18 protein-coding genes are annotated in these 19,910 nt (G+C 75.4%); 4 read left to right on the forward strand and 14 right to left on the reverse strand.

Annotated features, from left to right (window positions below; all coding sequences use genetic code 11):
* The 10 genes from GYH36_RS14630 to GYH36_RS14675 are packed head-to-tail and all read right to left on the reverse strand — an operon-like array spanning position 1 to position 9,812.
* Entirely contained in the window at positions 1 to 885 is an 885-nt protein-coding gene (locus tag GYH36_RS14630) for a CoA transferase subunit A (protein WP_115942224.1), read from the reverse strand.
* The gene (locus GYH36_RS14635) at positions 882 to 1,943 is read right to left on the reverse strand and encodes an alpha/beta fold hydrolase (RefSeq protein ID WP_162290215.1); all 1,062 of its coding nucleotides are present in this window, start codon (positions 1,941 to 1,943) and stop codon (positions 882 to 884) included. The genes GYH36_RS14630 and GYH36_RS14635 overlap by 4 nt, the downstream gene beginning before the upstream one ends.
* Positions 1,940 to 2,698: a 3-hydroxybutyrate dehydrogenase gene (locus tag GYH36_RS14640; RefSeq protein ID WP_024841076.1), complete on the reverse strand. Its 759-nt coding sequence runs from the start codon at positions 2,696 to 2,698 to the stop codon at positions 1,940 to 1,942. The genes GYH36_RS14635 and GYH36_RS14640 overlap by 4 nt, the downstream gene beginning before the upstream one ends.
* Complete coding sequence (locus GYH36_RS14645) at positions 2,695 to 3,375, reverse strand: TetR/AcrR family transcriptional regulator (protein WP_115942225.1); 681 nt, start codon at positions 3,373 to 3,375, stop codon at positions 2,695 to 2,697. The genes GYH36_RS14640 and GYH36_RS14645 overlap by 4 nt, the downstream gene beginning before the upstream one ends.
* Entirely contained in the window at positions 3,372 to 5,012 is a 1,641-nt protein-coding gene (locus GYH36_RS14650; RefSeq protein ID WP_162290216.1) for a class I adenylate-forming enzyme family protein, read from the reverse strand. The genes GYH36_RS14645 and GYH36_RS14650 overlap by 4 nt, the downstream gene beginning before the upstream one ends.
* Positions 5,009 to 6,166 carry a branched-chain amino acid ABC transporter permease gene (locus tag GYH36_RS14655; RefSeq protein ID WP_155099551.1) on the reverse strand — a complete coding sequence of 386 codons (1,158 nt, stop codon included), beginning with the start codon at positions 6,164 to 6,166 and terminating at the stop codon, positions 5,009 to 5,011. The genes GYH36_RS14650 and GYH36_RS14655 overlap by 4 nt, the downstream gene beginning before the upstream one ends.
* The gene (locus tag GYH36_RS14660) at positions 6,163 to 7,038 is read right to left on the reverse strand and encodes a branched-chain amino acid ABC transporter permease (RefSeq protein WP_024841080.1); all 876 of its coding nucleotides are present in this window, start codon (positions 7,036 to 7,038) and stop codon (positions 6,163 to 6,165) included. The genes GYH36_RS14655 and GYH36_RS14660 overlap by 4 nt, the downstream gene beginning before the upstream one ends.
* Positions 7,035 to 7,814 (reverse strand): ABC transporter ATP-binding protein, encoded by a 780-nt coding sequence (locus GYH36_RS14665; protein ID WP_162290217.1) that lies wholly within the window; start codon positions 7,812 to 7,814, stop codon positions 7,035 to 7,037. The genes GYH36_RS14660 and GYH36_RS14665 overlap by 4 nt, the downstream gene beginning before the upstream one ends.
* Positions 7,811 to 8,587, reverse strand: a complete 777-nt coding sequence (locus GYH36_RS14670) for an ABC transporter ATP-binding protein (RefSeq protein ID WP_115942229.1) — start codon at positions 8,585 to 8,587, stop codon at positions 7,811 to 7,813. Before GYH36_RS14670 ends, GYH36_RS14665 begins: the two co-directional genes overlap by 4 nt.
* A 1-nt stretch (position 8,588) precedes the next feature.
* Positions 8,589 to 9,812: a substrate-binding domain-containing protein gene (locus GYH36_RS14675; RefSeq protein ID WP_024841083.1), complete on the reverse strand. Its 1,224-nt coding sequence runs from the start codon at positions 9,810 to 9,812 to the stop codon at positions 8,589 to 8,591.
* Between the two features lie 269 nt (positions 9,813 to 10,081).
* On the opposite strand from GYH36_RS14675, the gene GYH36_RS14680 reads away from it, so the two are divergent.
* Positions 10,082 to 11,566: an extracellular catalytic domain type 1 short-chain-length polyhydroxyalkanoate depolymerase gene (locus tag GYH36_RS14680; RefSeq protein WP_246209430.1), complete on the forward strand. Its 1,485-nt coding sequence runs from the start codon at positions 10,082 to 10,084 to the stop codon at positions 11,564 to 11,566.
* A 12-nt stretch (positions 11,567 to 11,578) separates the two neighbouring features.
* Here the strand turns inward: GYH36_RS14680 and nhaA are convergent, their stop codons facing one another.
* The 3 genes from nhaA to GYH36_RS14705 all read right to left on the reverse strand — a co-directional run bounded on the left by nhaA (position 11,579) and on the right by GYH36_RS14705 (position 15,110).
* A complete protein-coding gene (gene nhaA, locus GYH36_RS14695) occupies positions 11,579 to 12,901 on the reverse strand; it encodes a Na+/H+ antiporter NhaA (protein WP_024841085.1) in 1,323 nt (440 codons plus the stop codon).
* A 206-nt stretch (positions 12,902 to 13,107) separates the two neighbouring features.
* Positions 13,108 to 13,662: a DUF1697 domain-containing protein gene (locus GYH36_RS14700; protein ID WP_024841086.1), complete on the reverse strand. Its 555-nt coding sequence runs from the start codon at positions 13,660 to 13,662 to the stop codon at positions 13,108 to 13,110.
* A complete protein-coding gene (locus GYH36_RS14705) occupies positions 13,659 to 15,110 on the reverse strand; it encodes an amidase (protein WP_162290218.1) in 1,452 nt (483 codons plus the stop codon). Before GYH36_RS14705 ends, GYH36_RS14700 begins: the two co-directional genes overlap by 4 nt.
* A 206-nt stretch (positions 15,111 to 15,316) precedes the next feature.
* Here GYH36_RS14705 and GYH36_RS14710 point away from each other — a divergent pair, with 206 nt between their 5' ends.
* The 3 genes from GYH36_RS14710 (at position 15,317) to phoH2 (ending at position 19,195) form a co-directional block, all read left to right on the forward strand.
* The gene (locus GYH36_RS14710; protein WP_024841088.1) at positions 15,317 to 15,934 is read left to right on the forward strand and encodes a PadR family transcriptional regulator; all 618 of its coding nucleotides are present in this window, start codon (positions 15,317 to 15,319) and stop codon (positions 15,932 to 15,934) included.
* The gene (locus tag GYH36_RS14715) at positions 15,931 to 17,574 is read left to right on the forward strand and encodes a DHA2 family efflux MFS transporter permease subunit (protein ID WP_312028653.1); all 1,644 of its coding nucleotides are present in this window, start codon (positions 15,931 to 15,933) and stop codon (positions 17,572 to 17,574) included. The genes GYH36_RS14710 and GYH36_RS14715 overlap by 4 nt, the downstream gene beginning before the upstream one ends.
* 259 nt (positions 17,575 to 17,833) lie before the next feature.
* Entirely contained in the window at positions 17,834 to 19,195 is a 1,362-nt protein-coding gene (gene phoH2, locus GYH36_RS14720; RefSeq protein WP_024841090.1) for an RNA 5'-3' helicase PhoH2, read from the forward strand.
* On the opposite strand, the gene GYH36_RS14725 is transcribed toward phoH2, so the two are convergent.
* Positions 19,164 to 19,910, reverse strand: a 747-nt coding sequence (locus tag GYH36_RS14725; protein ID WP_203231891.1) for an FUSC family protein, incomplete at its 5' end; no start/stop codon positions are given. The genes phoH2 and GYH36_RS14725 overlap by 32 nt on opposite strands.

Genomic DNA, 19,910 nt, shown 5'->3' on the forward strand with positions numbered 1-19,910 from the left:
TCAGCCCTCCTTCGTGCTGGTCGCGGTGCCCGACGACGCGGGCGCGGGCTGGTCGGTCGCGGCGGCGGGGCGCACGGTGCGGCGCTCGATGCGCTTGGGCGCGTCGGGGCCGACCTCGACGACGCGGTGCACGAACACGCCGGGCAGGTGCACCTCGTCGGGGTCGATCTCGCCGGGCTCGACGAGCTCCTCGACCTGCGCGACGCACACGCGGCCCGCCATCGCGGCGAGCGGCGAGAAGTTGCGGGCCGAGCGGTGGAACACGAGGTTGCCGTGCCGGTCGCCGCGCAGCGCGTGCACGAGCGCGAAGTCCGTCGTGATGGCGTCCTCGAGCACGAACTCGGCCTCCTCCGCGTAGGACCCGTCGCGGCCGCGCGGCCCGACGCCGAACGTGCGCACCTCCTTGGGCGCGCTCGCCTGCGCGACGCCGCCCGCGCCGTCGTACCGCTGGGGCAGGCCGCCCTCGGCGACCTGCGTGCCGACGCCCGTGCGGGTCCAGAACCCGGCGATGCCCGCGCCGCCGGCGCGCAGCTTCTCGGCGAGCGTGCCCTGGGGCGTGAGCTCGAGCTCGAGCTCGCCCGAGAGGAACTGGCGCTCGAACTCCTTGTTCTCCCCGACGTACGAGCTCGTCATCCTCCGGATGCGCCCCGCGCCCAGCAGGACCCCGAGACCCCAGTCGTCGACGCCGCAGTTGTTGCTCACCACCCACAGGTCGCGCGTGCCCTGGGCGAGCAGCGCCTCGATGAGGGCGATCGGGTTGCCGCACAGGCCGAACCCGCCGACGGCGAGCGACGCGCCGTCGGGCACGTCCGCCACCGCCTCGGCCGCGGACGCGACCACCTTGTCCAGCCCGGTCCCTCGTGGGGACGCGATCGTGGGGCTCATGCCGTGACCTCCTCGTCACTCGCGGGTCCCGGTGCGCCGCTCGTGACGGCGTCCAGGGCTCGCAGGGTCTCGCCCGCGACGGCCTCGACGCCGGGCGGGCTCATGATGATCGTGTAGTGATTGATACCCGCTACGTCGCGGGTGCGCAGCCCCGGCAGCCGCTCGCGCCACGCGGCGAGGTGCTCGGGGGAGTAGAGCGCCTCGGGCTCGTCGAGCAGGCCGCGCGGCGCGCGCAGCAGGACGAGCGGCACGTCGAGCGGGCGCTCGCCCGTGAGCGCCTCGGCGAGCGGGCCGCCCTCGTAGAGCTCGAGCGAGTCGGCGGACACCGCCGCCGCGGACGACGCCGGGCGCAGGGCCGGGGCCTCGCCGACGAGGTCGTAGTCGACGTAGCCCGCGACGACGTCGCCCCACGGCTCGTCCCACGCGCTCGCGAACGCGGGGTGCGCGCGCCAGAACGCGCGGTACTCCTCGCGGTCGGCGAACGTGCGCGCGAGGCGCTCGACCGCGGGGCCGAGCAGCGCGCGCAGCACCTCGTCGTGCGTCGCGTCGGGTGCGAGCCCGGTGGGCGGCGGGAGCGGGACGCCGCCGTCGACGAGCACGAGCCGCGCCACGCGGCCCGGGTGGCGGTGCGCGAGCACGACGGACACGAACGCGCCCATCGAGTGCCCGAGCGCGACGACGCTCTCGATCCCCAGCGCGTCGAGCACCGCCGCGAGGTCGTCGGCGTGCGCGCCCATGCCGTACGGGCCGGGCAGCGCGTTGCTCCGCCCGCGGCCGCGCAGGTCGGGTGCGACGACGCGCACGCCCGGCAGCGCCGCGACGACGGCCGGCCACGCGCGGTGCGACGCCGTGATGCCGTGCACGGCCAGGACGGTGGGGACGGCACCCGGCGCCGGGCGTGCGCCGCCGGGCCGGGCGGCCGGCTCGGGGGCGTGCGGGCCGACCGGGTCCCACACGCCGACGCGCAGCCTCCCGCCCGCGACGGGCACGTCGAGCGTCGCGTACGTGTGGGTCGCGGCGGTGACGTCGCGCGCGGTCGCCGTCGTGCCCGCGCTCACCGCGCGCTCCAGCCGCCGTCGATCGTCCACGACGCCCCGGAGACCATCGACGCGTCCGGGCCGGTGAGCCAGCCGACGAGCGACGCGACCTCCTCGGGCTCGACGAGCCGCTTGACCGCGGACTCGGCGAGGAGCACGGTCGCGAGCACCTCCGACTCGGGGATGCCGTGCACGCGCGCCTGGTCCGCGATCTGCTTCTCGACCAGGGGCGTGCGCACGTACCCGGGGTTGACGCACACGCTCGTCACGCCGTGCGGGCCGCCCTCGAGCGCCGTCACCTTGGACAGGCCCTCCAGCCCGTGCTTCGCGGACACGTACGCCGACTTGAACGGGGACGCGACGAGCCCGTGCACCGACGAGACGTTGACGACGCGACCGAAGCCCCGCGCGTACATGCCCGGCAGCGCGGCGCGCACGAGCAGGAACGGCGCCTCGAGCATGATCGCGTGCAGCAGGCGGAAGTCGTCGGGCCGGAACTCCTCGATGGGGCTCACGCGCTGCACGCCCGCGTTGTTGACGAGCACGTCCACGTCGAGCGTGAGGTCGTCGAGCGCGCGCGTGTCGGCGAGGTCGACGACCCACGCCTCGCCGCCGAGCTCGTCGGCGAGGCGCTTCGCGCCGTCCGGGTCGACGTCGGCGACCGTGACGTGCGCGCCGCGCGCGGCGAGCTCGCGCGCGCACGCGGCGCCGATGCCGCTCGCGCCGCCCGTGACGAGCGCGCGGCGCCCGGCGAGGGTGGGGGTGGGGGCGGTCATCGCTCGTCTCCTTCGGTCGGGGACGCGGGCACGGGCCCGGTCCGGGGCGCGGCGAGCGCGCGCTCGATGAACTGCATGGTCTGCTCGAAGACGTGGGGCGGGACCTCGGCGGCCGCGGTGTCGTACGACGGCGGCTCGGCGCCCTCGTCCCACCGCCCGCCCCACAGGACCCAGCGCATGCCGACGATCTCGCCGATGCCCATGAGCGCCCACGCGGCGACCTCCGGGTCGACGTCGGGACCCACCTCGCCGTTCGCGCGCGCCTTGTCGAGCCCCGTCATGTACCCCTCGACGATGCGCGAGTAGTGGCGGCGCAGCGCGCCGGGCGAGACGAACTCGGCCTGGCGCACGATCCGGTACAGCGCCGGGTGCTCGGCGGTGAAGCGGAAGAACGCCTCGAAGCCCGCGCGCTCGGCGTCCAGGCGCGTCGTGGCCTGCGAGCTCGCCTCGATCATCGCGTGCCGCACGCGCCGGTTGAGGTCGTCGACGAGCTCGTCGAACACGTCGATCTTCGACTCGAAGTACAGGTAGAACGTGCCCTGGCCGACGCCCGCGGACTCCGTGATCTTCACGATCGACGCCTCGTGGTACCCGACCTCGGCGAACACCTGCTCGGCAGCGGCGAGGATCTTCGCGCGCGTGCGGTTGCCGCGGGCGGTGCGGGGCTGGGTGCTCATGAGTCCTCCGGGACGGTCACGCGCTCGACGAGCGAGCGGCGCGACACCTTGTGCAGCGACGTGCGGGGCAGGGACGGGACGAGGTCGAAGCGGCGCGGGACCTTGAAGTGCGCGAGCTCGCGGCGGCAGAACGCCTCGAGGTCCTCGGCGTCGGTGGGGAAGCCCGGGCGCGGCACGACGAACGCCGCGCCGACCTCGCCCCACCGGTCGTCGGGGACGCCCACGACCGCGACGTCCGCGACGCCCGGGTGGCGGCGCAGCACGGCCTCGACCTCCGACGGCGTGACGTTCTCGCCGCCGACGATGAATACGTCCTTGAGACGGTCGACCACGCGGTAGTAGCCGTCCGCGTCGCGCTCGACGAGGTCGCCCGTGCGCAGCCAGCCGTCGTGCAGGACGGCGGCCGTCGCGGCCGCGTCGCGGAAGTACCCGGCGAACACGCCCGGCCCGCGGACCAGGAGCTCGCCCGCCGCGGGACCGTCGAGGTGCCGCCCCGTCACGGGGTCGGCGACCGCGACCTCGACGTGCGGGTACGGCGTGCCGGCCGACCCGATGCGCTCGCGTGCCTGGTCGTCGGGCAGGCACAGCACGTTGGGGCCCGCCTCGGTGAGCCCGTACCCCTGCGAGAGGGCGACGCCGCGCCGGTGCCACGTGCGCAGCAGCGGCTCGGGCATCGGCGCGCCCCCGACCACCGCGTGCCGCAGCGACGACAGGTCGGCGTCCGCGAAGCCGGGGTGCTCGGCGAGGAGCAGGTAGTTCGTCGGGACGCCCATCATCGTCGTCACGCGGCGCTCCGCGACGAGCTGGAGCACGCGCTCGGGCTCGAACGTGCGCTCCAGGACGACCGTCGCGCCGGTCCACCACGCGAGCAGGGGCTGGATGTTCCAGCCGCCCGCGTGGAACTGCGGCAGCACGCTCAGCACGACGTCGTGGCTCGTGAGCTCGACGGTGCGCGAGAGGGACAGGTTGGTCCAGAAGCAGTTGGCGTGCGTGAGCAGCGCGCCCTTGGCCGCGCCCTGCGTGCCGGACGTGAACACGAGCAGCAGCGGGTCGTCGTCGCGCACGGGCCGGCGCTCGGGCACGGGCGCCGTCCCCGTCCCCGTCCCCGTCCCCGTCCCCGTCCCCGTCCCCGTGACCGCCGTGCCGGCGGTGCCGTGCGTGACCCGCGGCCGACGCGAGGGCGGCGGCACGTGCGCCTCGACGCCGCTGCGCCCGAGCTCGGTCCGCCGGGGCGGCAGCACGAGGCGGTCCAGCGCCGCGTCGGCGAGCGCCGAGAACTCCTGCTCGACGAGGACGAGTGCCGGGTCGGCCTGCTCGAGCTGCGCCGCGAGCTCCCCGGGCGACAGGCGCCAGGACAGCGGCGCGAGCACGAGCCCGGCCTGCGCGCACGCGAAGAACAGCACGACCTGGTCGGCGCTGTTGCCCGTCACCGTGGCCACGCGGTCGCCGACGCCGTACCCCGCGTCCCGGAACGCCGCCGCCAGGGCGCTCGCGCGCTCGTGCAGGTCGCGGTAGCGCAGGGTCACGCCGCGGTCGTCGACCGCGACGCGCTCGGGCGTCGCGAGCGCGCGGTCGCGCGTCCAGCGCCCGAGCGTGTGCAGGCCGTCGTGCGCGCCGGTGAGGTGCGTCGTCGTCATGCCACCTCCTCGAGGCGCTCGCGGGCTCCCTCCCGATCCTCCCGCGGGCGGCGGCGCGCGGCGAGGCGCGACGCGGCGCCCGCGATGCCCCCGGGCAGGAACATCACGACGAGGACGAACAGGGTCCCGAGCAGGAACAGCGGCTCGCTGAGCGGCACGCGGAGCACCGCGGGCAGGTCCGCGACGGCCGCGGAGCTCGCGAGCGTCCCGAGCCGCTGGTCGAGGATCGTGTAGAGCACGCCGCCGACGATCGCGCCCCATCGGGACCCGACGCCGCCGAGCACGACCATGACGAGCAGCGTGAGCGTGAAGTCGGCCGACGTCGCGCGCGGCACGGCCCCGGACTGGAGCAGGAGGTACGCCATGCCGACGACCGTCGCGAGGGTCGCGGCGAGGACGAACACGAGGAGCTTGACGAGGTACGGGCGCCCGCCGATCACGCGCACGCGGACCTCGTTCTCGCGCGTCGCCGCGGCGACGTGGCCGGCGCGCGAGCGCTCGACCCACAGCACGACGAGGTAGACGACGACGAGCACGCCGAGCGCGAGCCAGTAGAGGTTGCGCGTGTTGAGCACGCCCACGAGCGCGTCGGGGACGTTCGCAGTCGCGAGCGCGAGTCCCTCCTCGCCGCCCGTGGCGCCGCCGGGGTTGCGGCGCACGAGCACGTTGCCCGCCTGCGCGAACGCGAGCGTGACCATCGCGAACGAGATCCCCGTGACCCGCAGCGAGATCGCGCCGACGACGTGCGCGAGCACGATCCCGCCGACGAGCACGAGCGCCGCAGCGGGCAGCAGCGGGATCTCGGTCGTGTCGAGCACGATCGCGAGCCCGTAGACGCCTGCCGCGAAGTAGAGCGCGTGGCCGAAGCTCAGCAGCCCCGCGACGCCGAACAGCAGGTGGTAGCTCAGCGCGAGCGCGCCGATGAGCCAGCACAGCGCCATCATCTGCAGCGCCCCGGGCGTGTACGTGGGGCCGGGCAGGACGCCCGGCACGTGGATCGCGAGCAGGGGGAGGCACGCGAGGAGCACGACGAGCGCGAGGCCGGCGACCGTGCGGACGATCGTGCCCGACGGCGCCCGGCGGACGGTGCGCTCGGCGCGCGGCGCGTCGTCGGCCGGGGTGGCCGGGGCCGGGGGAGCGGTCTGGGTGGTCATGCGGCTGCCCTCCCGAGGAGGCCGGTGGGACGGACGAGGAGCACGAGCGCGAGCAGGAGCACGACGATGAGGTCGCCGTAGCCGAGGTAGTAGTTCGCGAACTGCTGCAGGACCGCGACGAGCACGGACGCCACGGCCGCGCCGGTCAGCGAGCCGAGCCCGCCGATGACGGTGACGATGAACGCGAAGATGAGGAGCGACCCGCCGAGGTGCGGCGAGACGTACCCGAAGTACTGCGACGCGAGCACGCCGCCGAGGCCCGCGGCGGCGCCGCCGACGGCGAACACGAGCGTGAACGCCTTGCGCACGTCGATGCCGAGCGCGGTGACCATCGACCGGTTCTCGACGCCCGCGCGGATGATGAGCCCGTAGCGCGTGCGCCGGAGGAACAGCACGATCGCGCCGAGCACGAGCGCCGCCGCCGCGATCGCGACGAACCGGTCGTTGGGCACGGGCGCGCCCGCGAGGTCGGTCGTGCCCTTGAGCCACGCGGGGCCGGAGATGAACTCCGGGTCCGAGCCCCACATGCCCTCGAACAGCGCGACGGACGCGAGCGACAGGCCGACGGTGACGAGCACCTGCTCGATGTGCCGCTCGTACAGCGGGCGGATGAGCAGGAGCTCGGTGAGCGCGGCCGCGGCCGCGCCGACCACCGCGCCGGCGAGCAGCGAGAGCGCGAACACGCCCCACGAGTCCGCGCCGAGCGTGCGCGCGACGAACCAGCCGCCGAACGCGCCGAGCGTGAGGAACGAGCCGTGCGCGAAGTTCAGCACGCCCATGAGCCCGTAGATGAGCGACAGCCCGGACGCGACGAGGAAGTACAGCGCCCCGAGGCCGAGCCCTGTGACGAGGAGGAGGACGATCGTGCTCACCGGGACACCGCCCCTTCGGCCGTTCGGTCGTCGACCTCGGCGTGCACGCCGAGGAGCTGCTGGACGCGGTCCGGGTCGTCGAGGAGCGCGCGCGCCGGGCCGGTGTGCACGACGCGGCCCGCGTCGACGACGACGACGCGCTCCGCGAGCCGCTCGACGACCTCGAGGTTCTGCTCGACGAGCAGGATCGGGACCGTGCGCGCCGCCTCCGCGAGCGCGTCGGTCACCTCGCCGACGATGCGCGGCGCGAGGCCCTTGGTGGGCTCGTCGACGAGGAGGAGCCGGTTGGCGTTGAGCAGGGCGCGCGCGAGCGACACCATCTGCTGCTGCCCGCCCGAGAGCGTGCCGGCCCTCTGCGCCGCGCGCTGCACGAGGTCCGGGAACAGCTCCGCGACGAGCTCGCGCCGCGGGTGGGCGTCGCGCTCCGCGAGCCGCAGGTTCTCCGCGACCGTGAGCCCGGCGAACACCTCCCGGTCCTCGGGCACGTACCCGACGCCGCGGCGCACGATCCGGTCCGTGCGCTCGCCGTCGACGCGCTCGCCCGCGAGCAGCACCTCGCCGCGGCGCTCGATCAGGCCGAGCACGGCCTTGAGCGTCGACGTCTTGCCGACGCCGTTGCGCCCCAGGACGGCCGTGACGCCGGTGGCCGGGACCGAGAAGGTGACGTCCTCGACGACCGGCTGACCCGCGATGCGCGCGGACAGCCCGCGCACGTCGAGGACGGGCACGTCGGGCGTCGCCCCGGTGCGGTCGGTGTCGTTCCTCCCGGCGCTCATGCCGCCTCTCCTGCCGTGATGCCGAGGTACGCGCTCTGCACCGTCGGGTCCGCCATGACCGCGTCGGGGGTGTCGCACGCGAGCAGCTCGCCGTGGTGCATGACGGCGACGCGGTCGGCGAGCCGCAGCACGACGTGCATGTGGTGCTCGACCATGAGGACCGTGCACCCCGTGGCGTGCAGGTCCCGGATGACCTCGACGAGGCCCGGGACGTCGGCCGACGACACGCCCGCCATGGGCTCGTCGAGCAGCACGACGCTCGGTTCCGTCGCGAGGAGCACCGCGATCTCGAGCTTGCGCTTGTCCCCGTGGGACAGGTCGCCCGCCGCGGCCTCCGCGCGGTGCGTGAGGCCCACGGTCTCCAGGTGCCGGTCGGCCTCCCGCGTCGCGGCGTCGCCGCGACGCGGGAAGCGCAGCACGGACAGGGCGCCGCCGAGGCGGCCCTGCGCGGCGAGCCGCACGTTCTCCCGGACGCTCAGGCGCGGGAACAGGCTCGACGTCTGGAAGGTGCGGCCGAGTCCGGCGCGGGCGCGCGCGGCCACCGAGGTGGTCGTGACGTCCGCGCCCTCGAGGAGCACCGACCCGCTCGTCGGGCGGTGGATCCCCGAGACCAGGTTGAAGAGCGTCGTCTTGCCCGCGCCGTTGGGACCGATCACCCCGAGCATCTCGCCCCGCCCGACGGCGAGGCTCACGCCCTGGAGGATGCGCGCCCCGCCGATCTGCAGGCCGAGGTCGCGGACCTCGAGCGCGGGGGTGGTGTGCGGCTCGCCCACGTCAGCCCGCCTCGGCCGGCGCGACGTCCTCGCCCGGCACCTCGGCGACGAGCTCCGGCACCCACGCGTCGCCGTCGGCCACGAGCCTGACCTGGTACATGGGCTGGACGAGCGCGTGGTCGGACGCGCGGACGGTCGTGGTGCCCTTGGGGCCTTCGAAGGTCCAGCCCTCGAGCGCGTCGACCATGGCGTCGACGTCGTCGCCGCCCTCCTCGATCGCGTGGACGATCATCTGCGCCGCGACGAACCCGTCGGGCGTGAACAGGTCCGCCTGCTTGCCCGCTGCCTCGACGGACGCGAGCATCGCGGCCTCGACCTCGGTGCCGGCCGCGCCCGGGAAGTAGTGGTTGAGGAAGTCGACCTTGCTCGCGGCGGCGCCGTACGCGCCGTACGTCGCGACGTCGCCGAGCCCGGTGACGACCGTCGTCGAGTCGAGCACGCCCTGCTGGTCGAGTCCCTGCCACATCGCGCCGGACGTGGCGCCCGCCCACGCGACGAACACGAGGTCCGGCGCGGCGTCGACGATCTGGTGCGCGAACGGCGTGAACTCCGTCGCGTCCTCGGGCACGAGCACGCTGCTGACGTTCGCGCCCTGCGCGCCGAGGACCGCCTCGACGGCCGCGAGGTTGCCCTGCCCGAACGCGTTGTCCTGCGCGAACACGACGACCTCGGCGCCCTGCGGGTCGAGGAACGTGCCCGCGGTCGCGACGTCCTGGAGCGACTGGCGGCCCGAGCGGAACGTGTAGTCGTTGATGCCGGTCAGCGCGTCGACCGCGGCGGGGCCGGAGATGTAGAGGACCTTGTTCTGCTCGGCCTGCTCGGCGAGCTTGAGCGCGACGCCCGAGACGACGGTGCCGCCGAGGATCTGGTAGCCCTTGCCGATGAGGTCCTTCGCCTGGCCCACGGCCTTGTCGGGGTCGCCGCCGTCGTCGTGGAAGGTCACGTTGATCGGGCGGCCGTCGACCTCGCCGGTGCCGCCCGTCGCGTGGTCGAGGCCGGCCTGGAAGCCCTCGTAGTAGGCCTCGCCGTACGCGGCGAGGGGGCCGGTCTTGGAGTAGATGATGCCGACGTCGACCGGCTCGGCGCTCGCGCTCGACGCGCCGTCGGTCGCCTGGCTCGCGTCGCCGCCCGTCGCGTCGGTCGGCGCGCACGCGGCGAGCACGAGGCTCGCCACCGCGAGCGTGGCGACGGCGAGTGCCGGCCGGTGGGACTTCTTCGTCCGCATGACTTCGCCCTTCGTTGGGTGGTCCTGGGGGAGCGCCGCTCAAACATGAGAGGCGATTCAGGTTGCGGGAATCATGGACGCGCGGCGGCCGCGGTGTCAACCCGGTGCCGTGTCGGCGGGGTCGCGACGCGGGGACCGTGCGCGGTACGAGATGTTGACAGGTGATTCAGGTCACACGTAACGTCCGGTCCGCCCGGGTCCGGCGCGCGACGGAGCGCGCGGGCCGCGCTCCGCGCGGCCGGTGACCCGACCTCGACGTGGAGGTACAGATGGTCCGGCACTCCCTCGCGCGGCGCGCCCGCCGCGCCGCCCTCGCCCTCGGCACCGCGGCCGCCGTCCTGCTCGCCCCGCTCGTGACGGCGCCCGCGGCCTCGGCCGCCGGCTCGTGGTCCCAGCGGACGGCGGGCGGCATGACGGTCGAGCTCTACCGCCCGACGACGGCTCCCGCCCTGCCCGGCGGACGCGCGCTCATGGTCTCGCTGCACGGCTGCGTCCAGACGTCGCAGGTGCTGAAGAACGCGGGCAACTGGGCCGCGACCGCGGACGAGCACGGGATGGTCGTCGCGATCCCCGCCGCGCCGAACGGCGGCGTCCTGCTCGGGTGCTGGGACTACTACGACACGAACCACAGCCGCACGAACCCCGCGCGGCACGACGACAACCTGCTCGACCTCGTCTCGGCGCTGCTCGCGGACCCGTCCCTCGGCATCGACCCGGACCAGGTGTACGTGAGCGGGCTGTCGTCGGGCGGCGGCCAGGCCATGGTCATGGGGTGCCTCGCACCCGACGTGTTCGCCGGCGTCGGGATCGCCGCGGGGCCCACGGTCGGCACGACGTCGGGCCAGATCGGGAGCGTCGCGACGTCGCTCGCCCAGGCGCGCTCGACGTGCCGCACCTTCGCCGGGTCCCACGCCGCGGGCTTCGACACGCAGGTGACGTCCGTCGTGTTCGGCAGCGCCGACACGACCGTCGCGACCGGGTACGGGACGCTCAACGCCCAGGTCATGGCGGACCTCTACGGCGCCACGACGACGTCGTCGTTCTCGCTCGCCGGGCTCGCGGGGACCAACACCGCCGGCTCGGGCTCGCTCTGGTCCGACGCCGACGGCCCGCGCGTCTCGCTGATCCGGAACACGGGGCTCGCGCACGCGTGGCCCGCGGGCGGCGGCCCCGGCGGGTCGTACGTCTCGACGAACAGCGTCGACTACCCGGCGTACCTCACCGACTTCCTCTTCGCCACCAACCGGCGCGTCGACCGCGACCCGGGGACGGACCCCGACCCGGACATCACGGCGCCGTCGGTCGCGATCGCGTCGCCGGCGGACGGTGCGACGGTCGCCGGGACCGCCCGCGTCGAGGTCGCGGCGTCCGACGACCGCGGCGTGGGCCGCGTCGAGCTCAGCGTCGACGGCGCGGCGCTCGCCACGCTGCGGACCGCGCCGTACGCGCACGACTGGGACACGACGGCGCTGCCCGCCGGCTCGCACGTGCTCGCGGCGCGCGCGGTCGACGCGGCGGGCAACGCGGCCACGACGCAGGTCACGGTGACGGTCGAGTCGCCGACCGGGCCGTGGTGCGGGACGGCGACCAACGCGCAGCACCAGGCGGCCGGCCGCGCGGTCTCCTACGGCGTGAACCCGTACAACCCGTACTACGCCGTGGGCTCGCTCGCGTACCTCGGGCTCGGCGACGCGACGGTCACGACGCTGCGCGAGGTCGTGCCGGGACGGTTCGAGGTCGCCGCCGCCTGCTGACGCGGGCGGCGGTCAGTGCTCGAGGCGGTCCTTCTCGTCGCCGATGAGGTCGGTCACGTCGTCGGGCAGGTCGTCGAGGTTCATGTCGTTCGTGCGTGCGCGCCGGGCGTCCCAGCGCAGCGCGACGCCGGCGAGCGCGGCGGCGATCGTCGACGCGGCGAGGACGGCGATCTTCGCGCCGTCGGTGTGCGTCGAGTCGGGGAAGGACAGCTCCGTGATGAGGAGGGACACGGTGAACCCGATGCCGCCGAGGAGGCCGACGGGGAAGAGGTCGCGCACCCCGATGCCCGGCGCGAGCCGCAGCGGCGTGAGCCGCGTGACGAGCGCCGTCGTGCCGAGCACGCCGACGAGCTTGCCCACGACGAGGCCGAGCACGATCGCGAGGACGACGGGCTGGCCGAGCACCTCGGTCCCGCCGCCCACGAACGTGACGCCCGCGGCGAAGAACGCGAAGACGGGCAGGGCCACGCCCTGCGAGAAGGGGCGCAGGGTGTGCTCGAAGCGGTGCGTGCGCGACTCCGCCTCGCCGTGCACCGCGATCGCCGGGACGGTGAAGCCGAGCAGGACGCCCGCGATGGTCGCGTGCACGCCGGACTCGTGCACGAGCACCCACGCGACGACGGCGACGGGGAGCAGGAGCCACCACCGCGTGCGGCGCGCGCGCACGAGGACCGCGAACAGCGCGACCGCGACGAGCGCGAGGCCGAGCAGGCCCACGCGCAGGTCGGCGGTGTAGAAGACGGCGATGACGACGATCGCGAGCAGGTCGTCCACGACGGCGAGCGTGAGGAGGAACGTGCGGATCGCGACGGGCAGGCCGCGGCCGAACACGGCGAGCACGGCGAGCGCGAACGCGATGTCCGTGGCCGTGGGGATCGCCCAGCCGTGCAGCGCGCCGTCGTCGCCGGCGAGCAGGACGACGGCCGCGAAGATCAGCGCCGGGACCGCCATGCCGCCGACGGCGGCGAGCATCGGCACCCCGGCCTGCCGCGGGCTGCGCAGGCTGCCCGCGACGAACTCCTGCTTGAGCTCGACGCCGACGACGAAGAAGAAGATCGCGAGCAGGCCGTCGGCCGCCCACGCCCCGAGGGTGAGGTCCAGGTGCAGCGGCAGCGGGCCGAGCGAGGCCGGCCCGACGACCGTCTCGGACAGCGCGGTGTACGTGTCGCGCCACGGCGAGTTCGCCCAGAGGAGCGCGAGCGCCGCCGCGCCGATGAGCAGCGCGCCGCCCGTGGTCTCGCGGCTCGCCCATCGGCGCAGCCGAGCGCGCCACGAGGACGCGGGCGCGGCGGACGGGGCGGCCGAGGGGCCGGAGGGCAGGGGGGCGTGGGTCATCGTGCTCCTGGGGTCGCTGACGTGTCGCACGGTCCGCGCACGCGAGCCGTGGCCGACCAGACTTCCCGGCACACCGCCCTCGATCCTACGCGGTGGGCACCTCTCGCGACCGACCTGCCCGGATGACGATCATCCGTGCGGACGGCGTCACCCGCATCGCGCACGCGGCAGGTGTCGGGCGTGCGGCGCGTCACGCCTCCGGTCGGTCAGCCGGGCGTCTCCTCCGCGAGGGCGAGGAGGCGGGTGACGGTGTTCCAGTTGCGTCCGGTCACCGGGGTCCCGGCGGCCTTCGACAGGACCGGCGTCGTGAGCTTCGAGCGGCCGATGCCGTCGGGGTAGGCGACGTACAGGACGCCGTTCGCGACGACCGCGCGCTCCGTGCCGTCGCGACCCTCGAGCGCGGCGGCGGCGTCCGGGTCGACCGGGTGCTCGCCGACGAGCACCTGGAGGGCCGCGGGACGCTCCTCGGCGTCGTCGGGGAGGGGGTTGCCGCGCACGATCTTGCGCAGGCGCTCGGCCGTGAGCACGGCGACCGCCGTGTCGACGTCGAAGCGCTCGGCGACGCCCCGGCGCACGAGGCGCGCGACGTCGTCGGGCGACGACGCCCCCGACGTCCCCGGCGCGACGACGAGGTTCCCGCTGTTGACGACCGTGCGGGCGTGCGCGAGGCCGAGGTCGCCCGCGAGGTCGCGCAGCGCGGTCGACGGGACCTTGCGCCCGCCGACGTTCACCGCGAACAGCAGCGCGACGTACGCGGTCACGGGAGCACCGGCCGGCGGTCGGACCAGGGGGCGGCCTCCTCGAGGCGCGCCGCGAGGTCGAGGAGGAGCGCGTCGTCGCCGTGGCCGGCGCCGAGCATGACGCCGACGGGGACGGTGCGCTGCGCGTGCCCGGGGTCGGCGACGCGCGCCTCGCCCAGCGGCAGCGAGATCGCCGGCCGGCCGGTGAGGTTCCACACGCTCGTCCAGGGCGTGAAGGCGGTCTGCGCCGCGAAGTCGCCCGCCGGGTCGTCGTCGAGGCGCTGGCTCCCGACGAGCGCGGGCGGCTGGGCGAGCGTGGGGGACAGCACGACGTCCACACCCTCCCACGCGGCGGCGACGTCGCGCGCGAGCCGCTGGACCTCGGCCAGCGCCGTCGCGTACGCGAGCCCGCTCACGGCGCGGCCACGCTCGCGCAGCCAGCGCGTGAGGGGGACGAGCAGGTGCTCGCGGTCGGGCGGGACCGGTGCCTGGAGCGCGCCGACCGACCACAGGGCCGCGAACGCGTCCCACCGCTCGGCCGCGAAGGGCGGCGGGATCTCGACGACGTCGTGCCCGAGCTCGCCCAGCAGGGCCGCGGTGGCGCGCGCGACGCCGGCGCACGCGGGGTGGACGGGCGCGTCCGCGGCGATCACCGGGTCGAGCAGCAGCCCGACGCGCAGCGGTCGCCCCGACGGTGCCGCATGCCGGCGTGCGGTGAACGCGTCGCCCGGCCAGGGGTGCGCGAGCACGTCGAGGAACGCCGCGGCGTCGCGCACCGTGCGCGTGAGGACGCCGTGCGTCGCGAGGCCCGCGCCGTCGACCCCGTACGGACCGGGGCTCACGAGGCCGCGCGAGGGCTTGAGCCCCACGAGCCCGCACGCGCTCGCCGGGATCCGCAGGGACCCGCCGCCGTCGCTGCCGTGGGCCACGGGCACGACGCGCGCCGCGACCGCGGCGGCCGCGCCGCCGCTCGACCCGCCCGCGGACCGCGCGAGGTCCCACGGCGTGCGGGCGGTCGGCCCGACGTCGGGCTCGGTGTAGCACGGCAGGCCGAGCTCCGGCGTCGAGGTCTTGCCGAGCATGACCGTGCCCGCGGCGCGCAGGAGCGTGACGACGCCGTCGTCGTCCGGCGGGAGGAACGGGTCGATCGCGGCGGACCCGGCGCGCATCGGCACGCCCGCGACCGTCGTGAGGTCCTTGACCGGGCACGGGACGCCGAGGAACGGAGGCAGGGCGCCGGGCTCGTCGACGGTCCCGTCGCGGCGCGCGGCGACGAGGGCGGCCTCCGCGGCGAGTGCCTGCGTCCGCGCGAGGTCCGGCGCCAGCGTCGTGAACGCGCCGACCGCCGCGCCGACGTGCTCGGCGGCGTCGAGCGTGGCGTCGAGGACGTCGGCGGGGGACGCGTCGCCCGCGCGCAGCGAGCGTGCCAGGGCCGTCGCGTCGAGGTCGAGGAGCTCGGAGACGCTCATGGGCGACGACGCTACGCCCGCCCGCCGCCCGTGTCCCGTCCGCCGTCGGGCCGGACGCCGGGATGTCGACACGGCGCAGCCGAGCGCGTATATTCCAGTCGGAATATTCCGTGCGGGCCGATCCGACCCGTCTCCCCGGACCGCCACGACCGGGCCGCCGACGCGGTCCCGGCGGCGCCGGGCACCCGAGCCCGGAGAGGAGGACCGTGCCCGCACCACGACTGAGCCCCGCGGCCACCCTCGTGCTCGCCGTGCTCCGCGAGGAGCCGATGCACCCCTACGAGATCCTCGTGCGGCTGCGCAAGCGGCGCGACGACCGGCTCGTGCGGCTCAACCCCGGCGCCGTCTACCACGCGGTCGACCGCCTCGAGCGCGACGGGCTCGTCGAGCGCGCGGGCGTCGACCGCGACGGCAACCGCCCCGAGCGCACCGTCTACGCGATCACCCCCGCGGGGGTCGCGGCGCACGAGGCGCGCACGCGCGAGCTCGTGCGCGACATTCCGCCCGAGCACCCGTCGTTCCCCGTCGGCCTCGCGCTCGTGCACGACCTCCCGCTCGACGACGCGCTCGCCCTGCTGCGCGAGCGCCGGGCCGCGCTCGCCGCGGCCGTCGCCGGGCAGCGCGAGCGCCTCGACGCCGTGGTCGCACGCGGTCTCCCGCGTCGTCTCGTGCTCGACGCCTACTACGAGCTCCACCAGACCGACGCCGAGATCGCCTGGCTCGACGCGACGATCGCCGACCTCGGGTCGGGCGCGCTGAGCTGGACCGACGAGCCCGCGCCCGCCTTCCGCCACCGCACGACCCCACCTCAGGAGACCTCGTGACCACTCCCGCCCCGGGCGGCGCCGCCGCGGCACCGGCCACCGCGAGCCCCGGCTCGCGCGTCGTGCCCCTCGTCGACCTCCACGGCCGCAGCGCCTGGAGCATCCTGCCGCCGCTGATCCTCGGCTTCTTCATGATCATGGTCGACACCACGATCGTGAACATCGCCGTCCCCACGCTCCAGACCGAGCTCGACGCGTCGCTCGTCGCGGTGGGCTGGGTGAACAGCGCGTACCTGCTGTCCTACGCCGTGCTGCTCCTGCTCGCGGGCCGCCTGGGCGACCGGTATGGCCCCAAGCCGGTGTTCGTCGTCGGGCTCGCGGTGTTCACGCTCGCGTCCGCGTGGTGCGGCCTCTCCGGCTCGATCGGCATGCTCGTCGCGGCCCGCGTCGTGCAGGGCGTCGGCGCCGCGCTCATGACGCCGCAGACCATGGCGATGATCACGCGCGTCTTCCCGCCCCGGCAGCGCGGCGCGGCGATGGGCCTGTGGGGCGCCACGGCGGGCGTCGCGACCATCGCCGGGCCGCTGCTCGGCGGCCTGTTCGTCGAGTCGTGGGGCTGGGAGTGGATCTTCTTCGTCAACGTCCCGGTCGGGGTCGTCGCGCTCTGGCTCGCGCTCGTGCGGCTCCCGCGCCTCGCGACGAACAAGCGCACGTTCGACGTCGTCGGGGTCGTCCTGTCGGTCGTCGGTCTCTTCGCGCTCGTGTTCGGTCTGCAGGAGGGCGAGACGTACGCGTGGGGGACCATCGCGGGGCCCGTCACGGTGTGGGGCGTGATCGGCGCGGGCGTGCTCGTCCTCGTGGGCTTCGTGCTGTGGCAGCGCCGGCTCGGCGACGGCGCGCTGCTGCCGCTGCGGCTGTTCCGCTCGCGCAACTTCTCGCTCGCGAACGTCGCGGGCATGTCCGTGTCGTTCGCGATGATCGGCATCTTCTTCCCGCTGACGATCTTCCTGCAGTCCATCCTCGGCCTGTCACCCCTGCACGCCGCGCTCGTCAACCTGCCGGGGTCGCTCGTGTCCGGGATCGTCGCGCCGCTCGCCGGCCGCCTGTCCGACCGCGTGCCCGCCAAGTGGGTCGTGGCGACCGGGTTCGGCGTCCTCGCGGTCGCGATCGGCTGGCTGGCCGCGGTCGTCCGCCCCGAGGTGCCGGTCGTCACGGTCGTGCTCCCCATGACGCTGTTCGGCATCGGCACGGGCTGCGTGTTCTCGCCGCTCGCGAACCTCGCGACCTCCGGGCTCGACCAGCGCACCGCGGGCGCGGGCGCCGGCGCGTTCAACACCACGCGCCAGGTGGGCGGCGTGATCGGGTCGGCCGCGATCGTCGCGACGCTCACCGCGCGGCTCGCGGTCGAGCTCCCCGCGGCCGCGCGGCAGGCCGCCGCGTCGCTCCCCGAGCAGGTGCGCGGGCCGTTCGTCGAGGGCTTCTCCGGGGCGGGCTCGCTCCAGGCCGGCGCGGGCGGGTCGTTCGACCTCCCGGCCGGCGTGCCCGACGACGTCGCGCGCCAGGTGGGCGAGGCCGCGACGGCCGCGTTCCACCAGGGGTTCGCGACCGCCGTCGGGCAGACCCTCGCCGTGACCGCGGCCGTGCTCGTCCTCGGGTTCGTGTGCGCGGTCGCGATGTCGGCGCGGCACGTCGAGCACTGACCGCGGGACGGGGACGTGAACGCCGGGTTAAACCTCGCCCGGCGGGCGTGTCTGGGCTGGTGACCCGAATCACACGGGCGTAGTTTCGAGGGGACGGACGGCACCACCGCCGTCCTCCGGGAGGCCAGCCGATGGGGTTCACGCTCCGCTCAGGAGGGCCGGCACCGGCGCTGCTGAGCCGTGGCACCCACGGCCCGACGGCCGGTCGCCCGCCTCGCCCAGAGAGAGAACGGCGCCCGCGCGCCGGAGGGGAGCCCTCGTGGTCCGCACCTCACCCACCCCCACCCCGCACGACGGCGGGGGCGACGCCCGCCGGACATTCGTCGTCGACACCTCGGTCCTGCTGAGCGACCCGCGCGCCATCGGGCGGTTCGCCGAGCACGACGTCGTCCTCCCGGTCGTCGTGATCACCGAGCTGGAGGCGAAGCGTCACCACGCGGAGCTCGGGTACTTCGCGCGCAGCGCGCTGCGCATGCTCGACGACCTGCGCGTCAGGCACGGTCGCCTCGACGCGCCCATCCCGGTGGGCGACGTCGGCGGGACCCTGCGCGTCGAGCTCAACCACTCGGACCCGAGCGTCCTCCCGGCGGGGTTCCGCCTCGGCGACGACGACTCCCGGATCCTGTCCGTCGCGGCGAACCTCGCCGCCGAGGGCCACGACGTGACCGTGGTGTCGAAGGACCTGCCGATGCGGGTCAAGGCGTCGGCGGTCGGGCTGCGCGCGGAGGAGTACCGCCACGAGCTCGCGGTCGACTCGGGGTGGACGGGCATGGCCGAGATCTCGTTCACGGACGCCGAGGCCGCGGCGCTGTGGGAGCACGAGTCGGTCGAGCTCGCGACCCTCGACCCCGCCGTCGTCGAGGCCGCGGGACCGCTGCACTGCCACACGGGGCTCGTCGTGCACTCGCCGCGCGGGTCCGCGCTGGGCCGCGTCACGGCGGACAAGCACGTGCAGCTCGTGCGGGGGGACCGCGAGGTGTTCGGCCTCCACGGCCGCTCCGCCGAGCAGCGCGTCGCGATCGACCTCCTGCTCGACGAGAGCGTCGGGATCGTCTCGCTCGGCGGCCGCGCGGGCACCGGCAAGTCGGCGCTCGCGCTGTGCGCGGGGCTCGAGGCCGTCATGGAGCGCCGACAGCACCGCAAGGTCGTCGTGTTCCGGCCGCTGTACGCGGTGGGCGGGCAGGAGCTCGGCTACCTGCCCGGCTCGGAGTCCGAGAAGATGAACCCGTGGGCGCAGGCGGTCTACGACACGCTCGGCGCGCTCGTCTCGCCCCAGGTGCTCGACGAGGTGATCGACCGCGAGATGCTCGAGGTGCTGCCCCTGACCCACATCCGGGGGCGCTCGCTGCACGACGCTTTCGTCATCGTCGACGAGGCGCAGTCGCTCGAGCGCAACGTGCTGCTCACCGTGCTGTCGCGCATCGGGCAGTCGTCGCGCGTGGTCCTCACGCACGACGTCGCGCAGCGCGACAACCTGCGCGTGGGGCGGCACGACGGCGTCGCCGCGGTCATCGAGGCCCTCAAGGGCCACCCGCTCTTCGCGCACGTGACGCTCACGCGCTCCGAGCGCTCGCCCGTCGCGGCGCTCGTCACGGAGATGCTGGAGTCGATCGAGGTCTAGCCGAGCGGCGCGGGTGCACGAGGACGACGGCGAGGACGCCGACGATCGCGCCCAGGACGGTGTCCAGCGCGCGGTCGAGCGCGAGCGCCGACGGGTCGGCGGGGTGCGCGAGCGACGTCATGAGCAGCGCCATCGGCGTGATGGTGAGCATCGCGACGCCGTAGTGGCGCCCCACGATCGTCTCCGTCACGGTCTGGAGCACGACGACGACGGCGGCCGTCCCCCAGAAGCCGAGCGGCGCGGCGAGCAGCGGCCAGGCGACGAGCGCGCCCGCGACCGTCCCGGCGCCGCGCTGGAGCGCGCGCACGACGGCGTGGCGCGCCGAGTCGCCCTGGAGCACGGCGGTCGAGCCCATGGTCGCCCACGCGGCGTGCCCGAGCCCCGCGACGACGGCGACCGCACACGCGACCACCCCGGCCACGCCCACGCGCGCCGTGGGGAGCCGCCAGGGGCCCGACGCCCTCGACCGCGCCTGCGCGCGCAGGGTCGTGCGGGCCGCGGGCGCGGCGTCCGTGCGTGGCGCACCCGTCGCGTCGAGCGCGCGCTCGACCGCGTCGAGCTCCCGGGCCAGCGCGGGCACGGCGGACCGCGTCCGCCACCAGGACGCGTCGTCCGCCAGCACGTCACGCGCCCGGGCGACGGCGGCCCGGGCCGCGCGTCCGGCCTGCGGCGCGGCGCCGGGCCTGTCTCTTATACACATGACCGAGCCCACGAG

Source organism: Cellulosimicrobium composti (assembly GCF_010287905.1).
Classification (GTDB): Bacteria; Actinomycetota; Actinomycetes; order Actinomycetales; family Cellulomonadaceae; genus Cellulosimicrobium; species Cellulosimicrobium composti.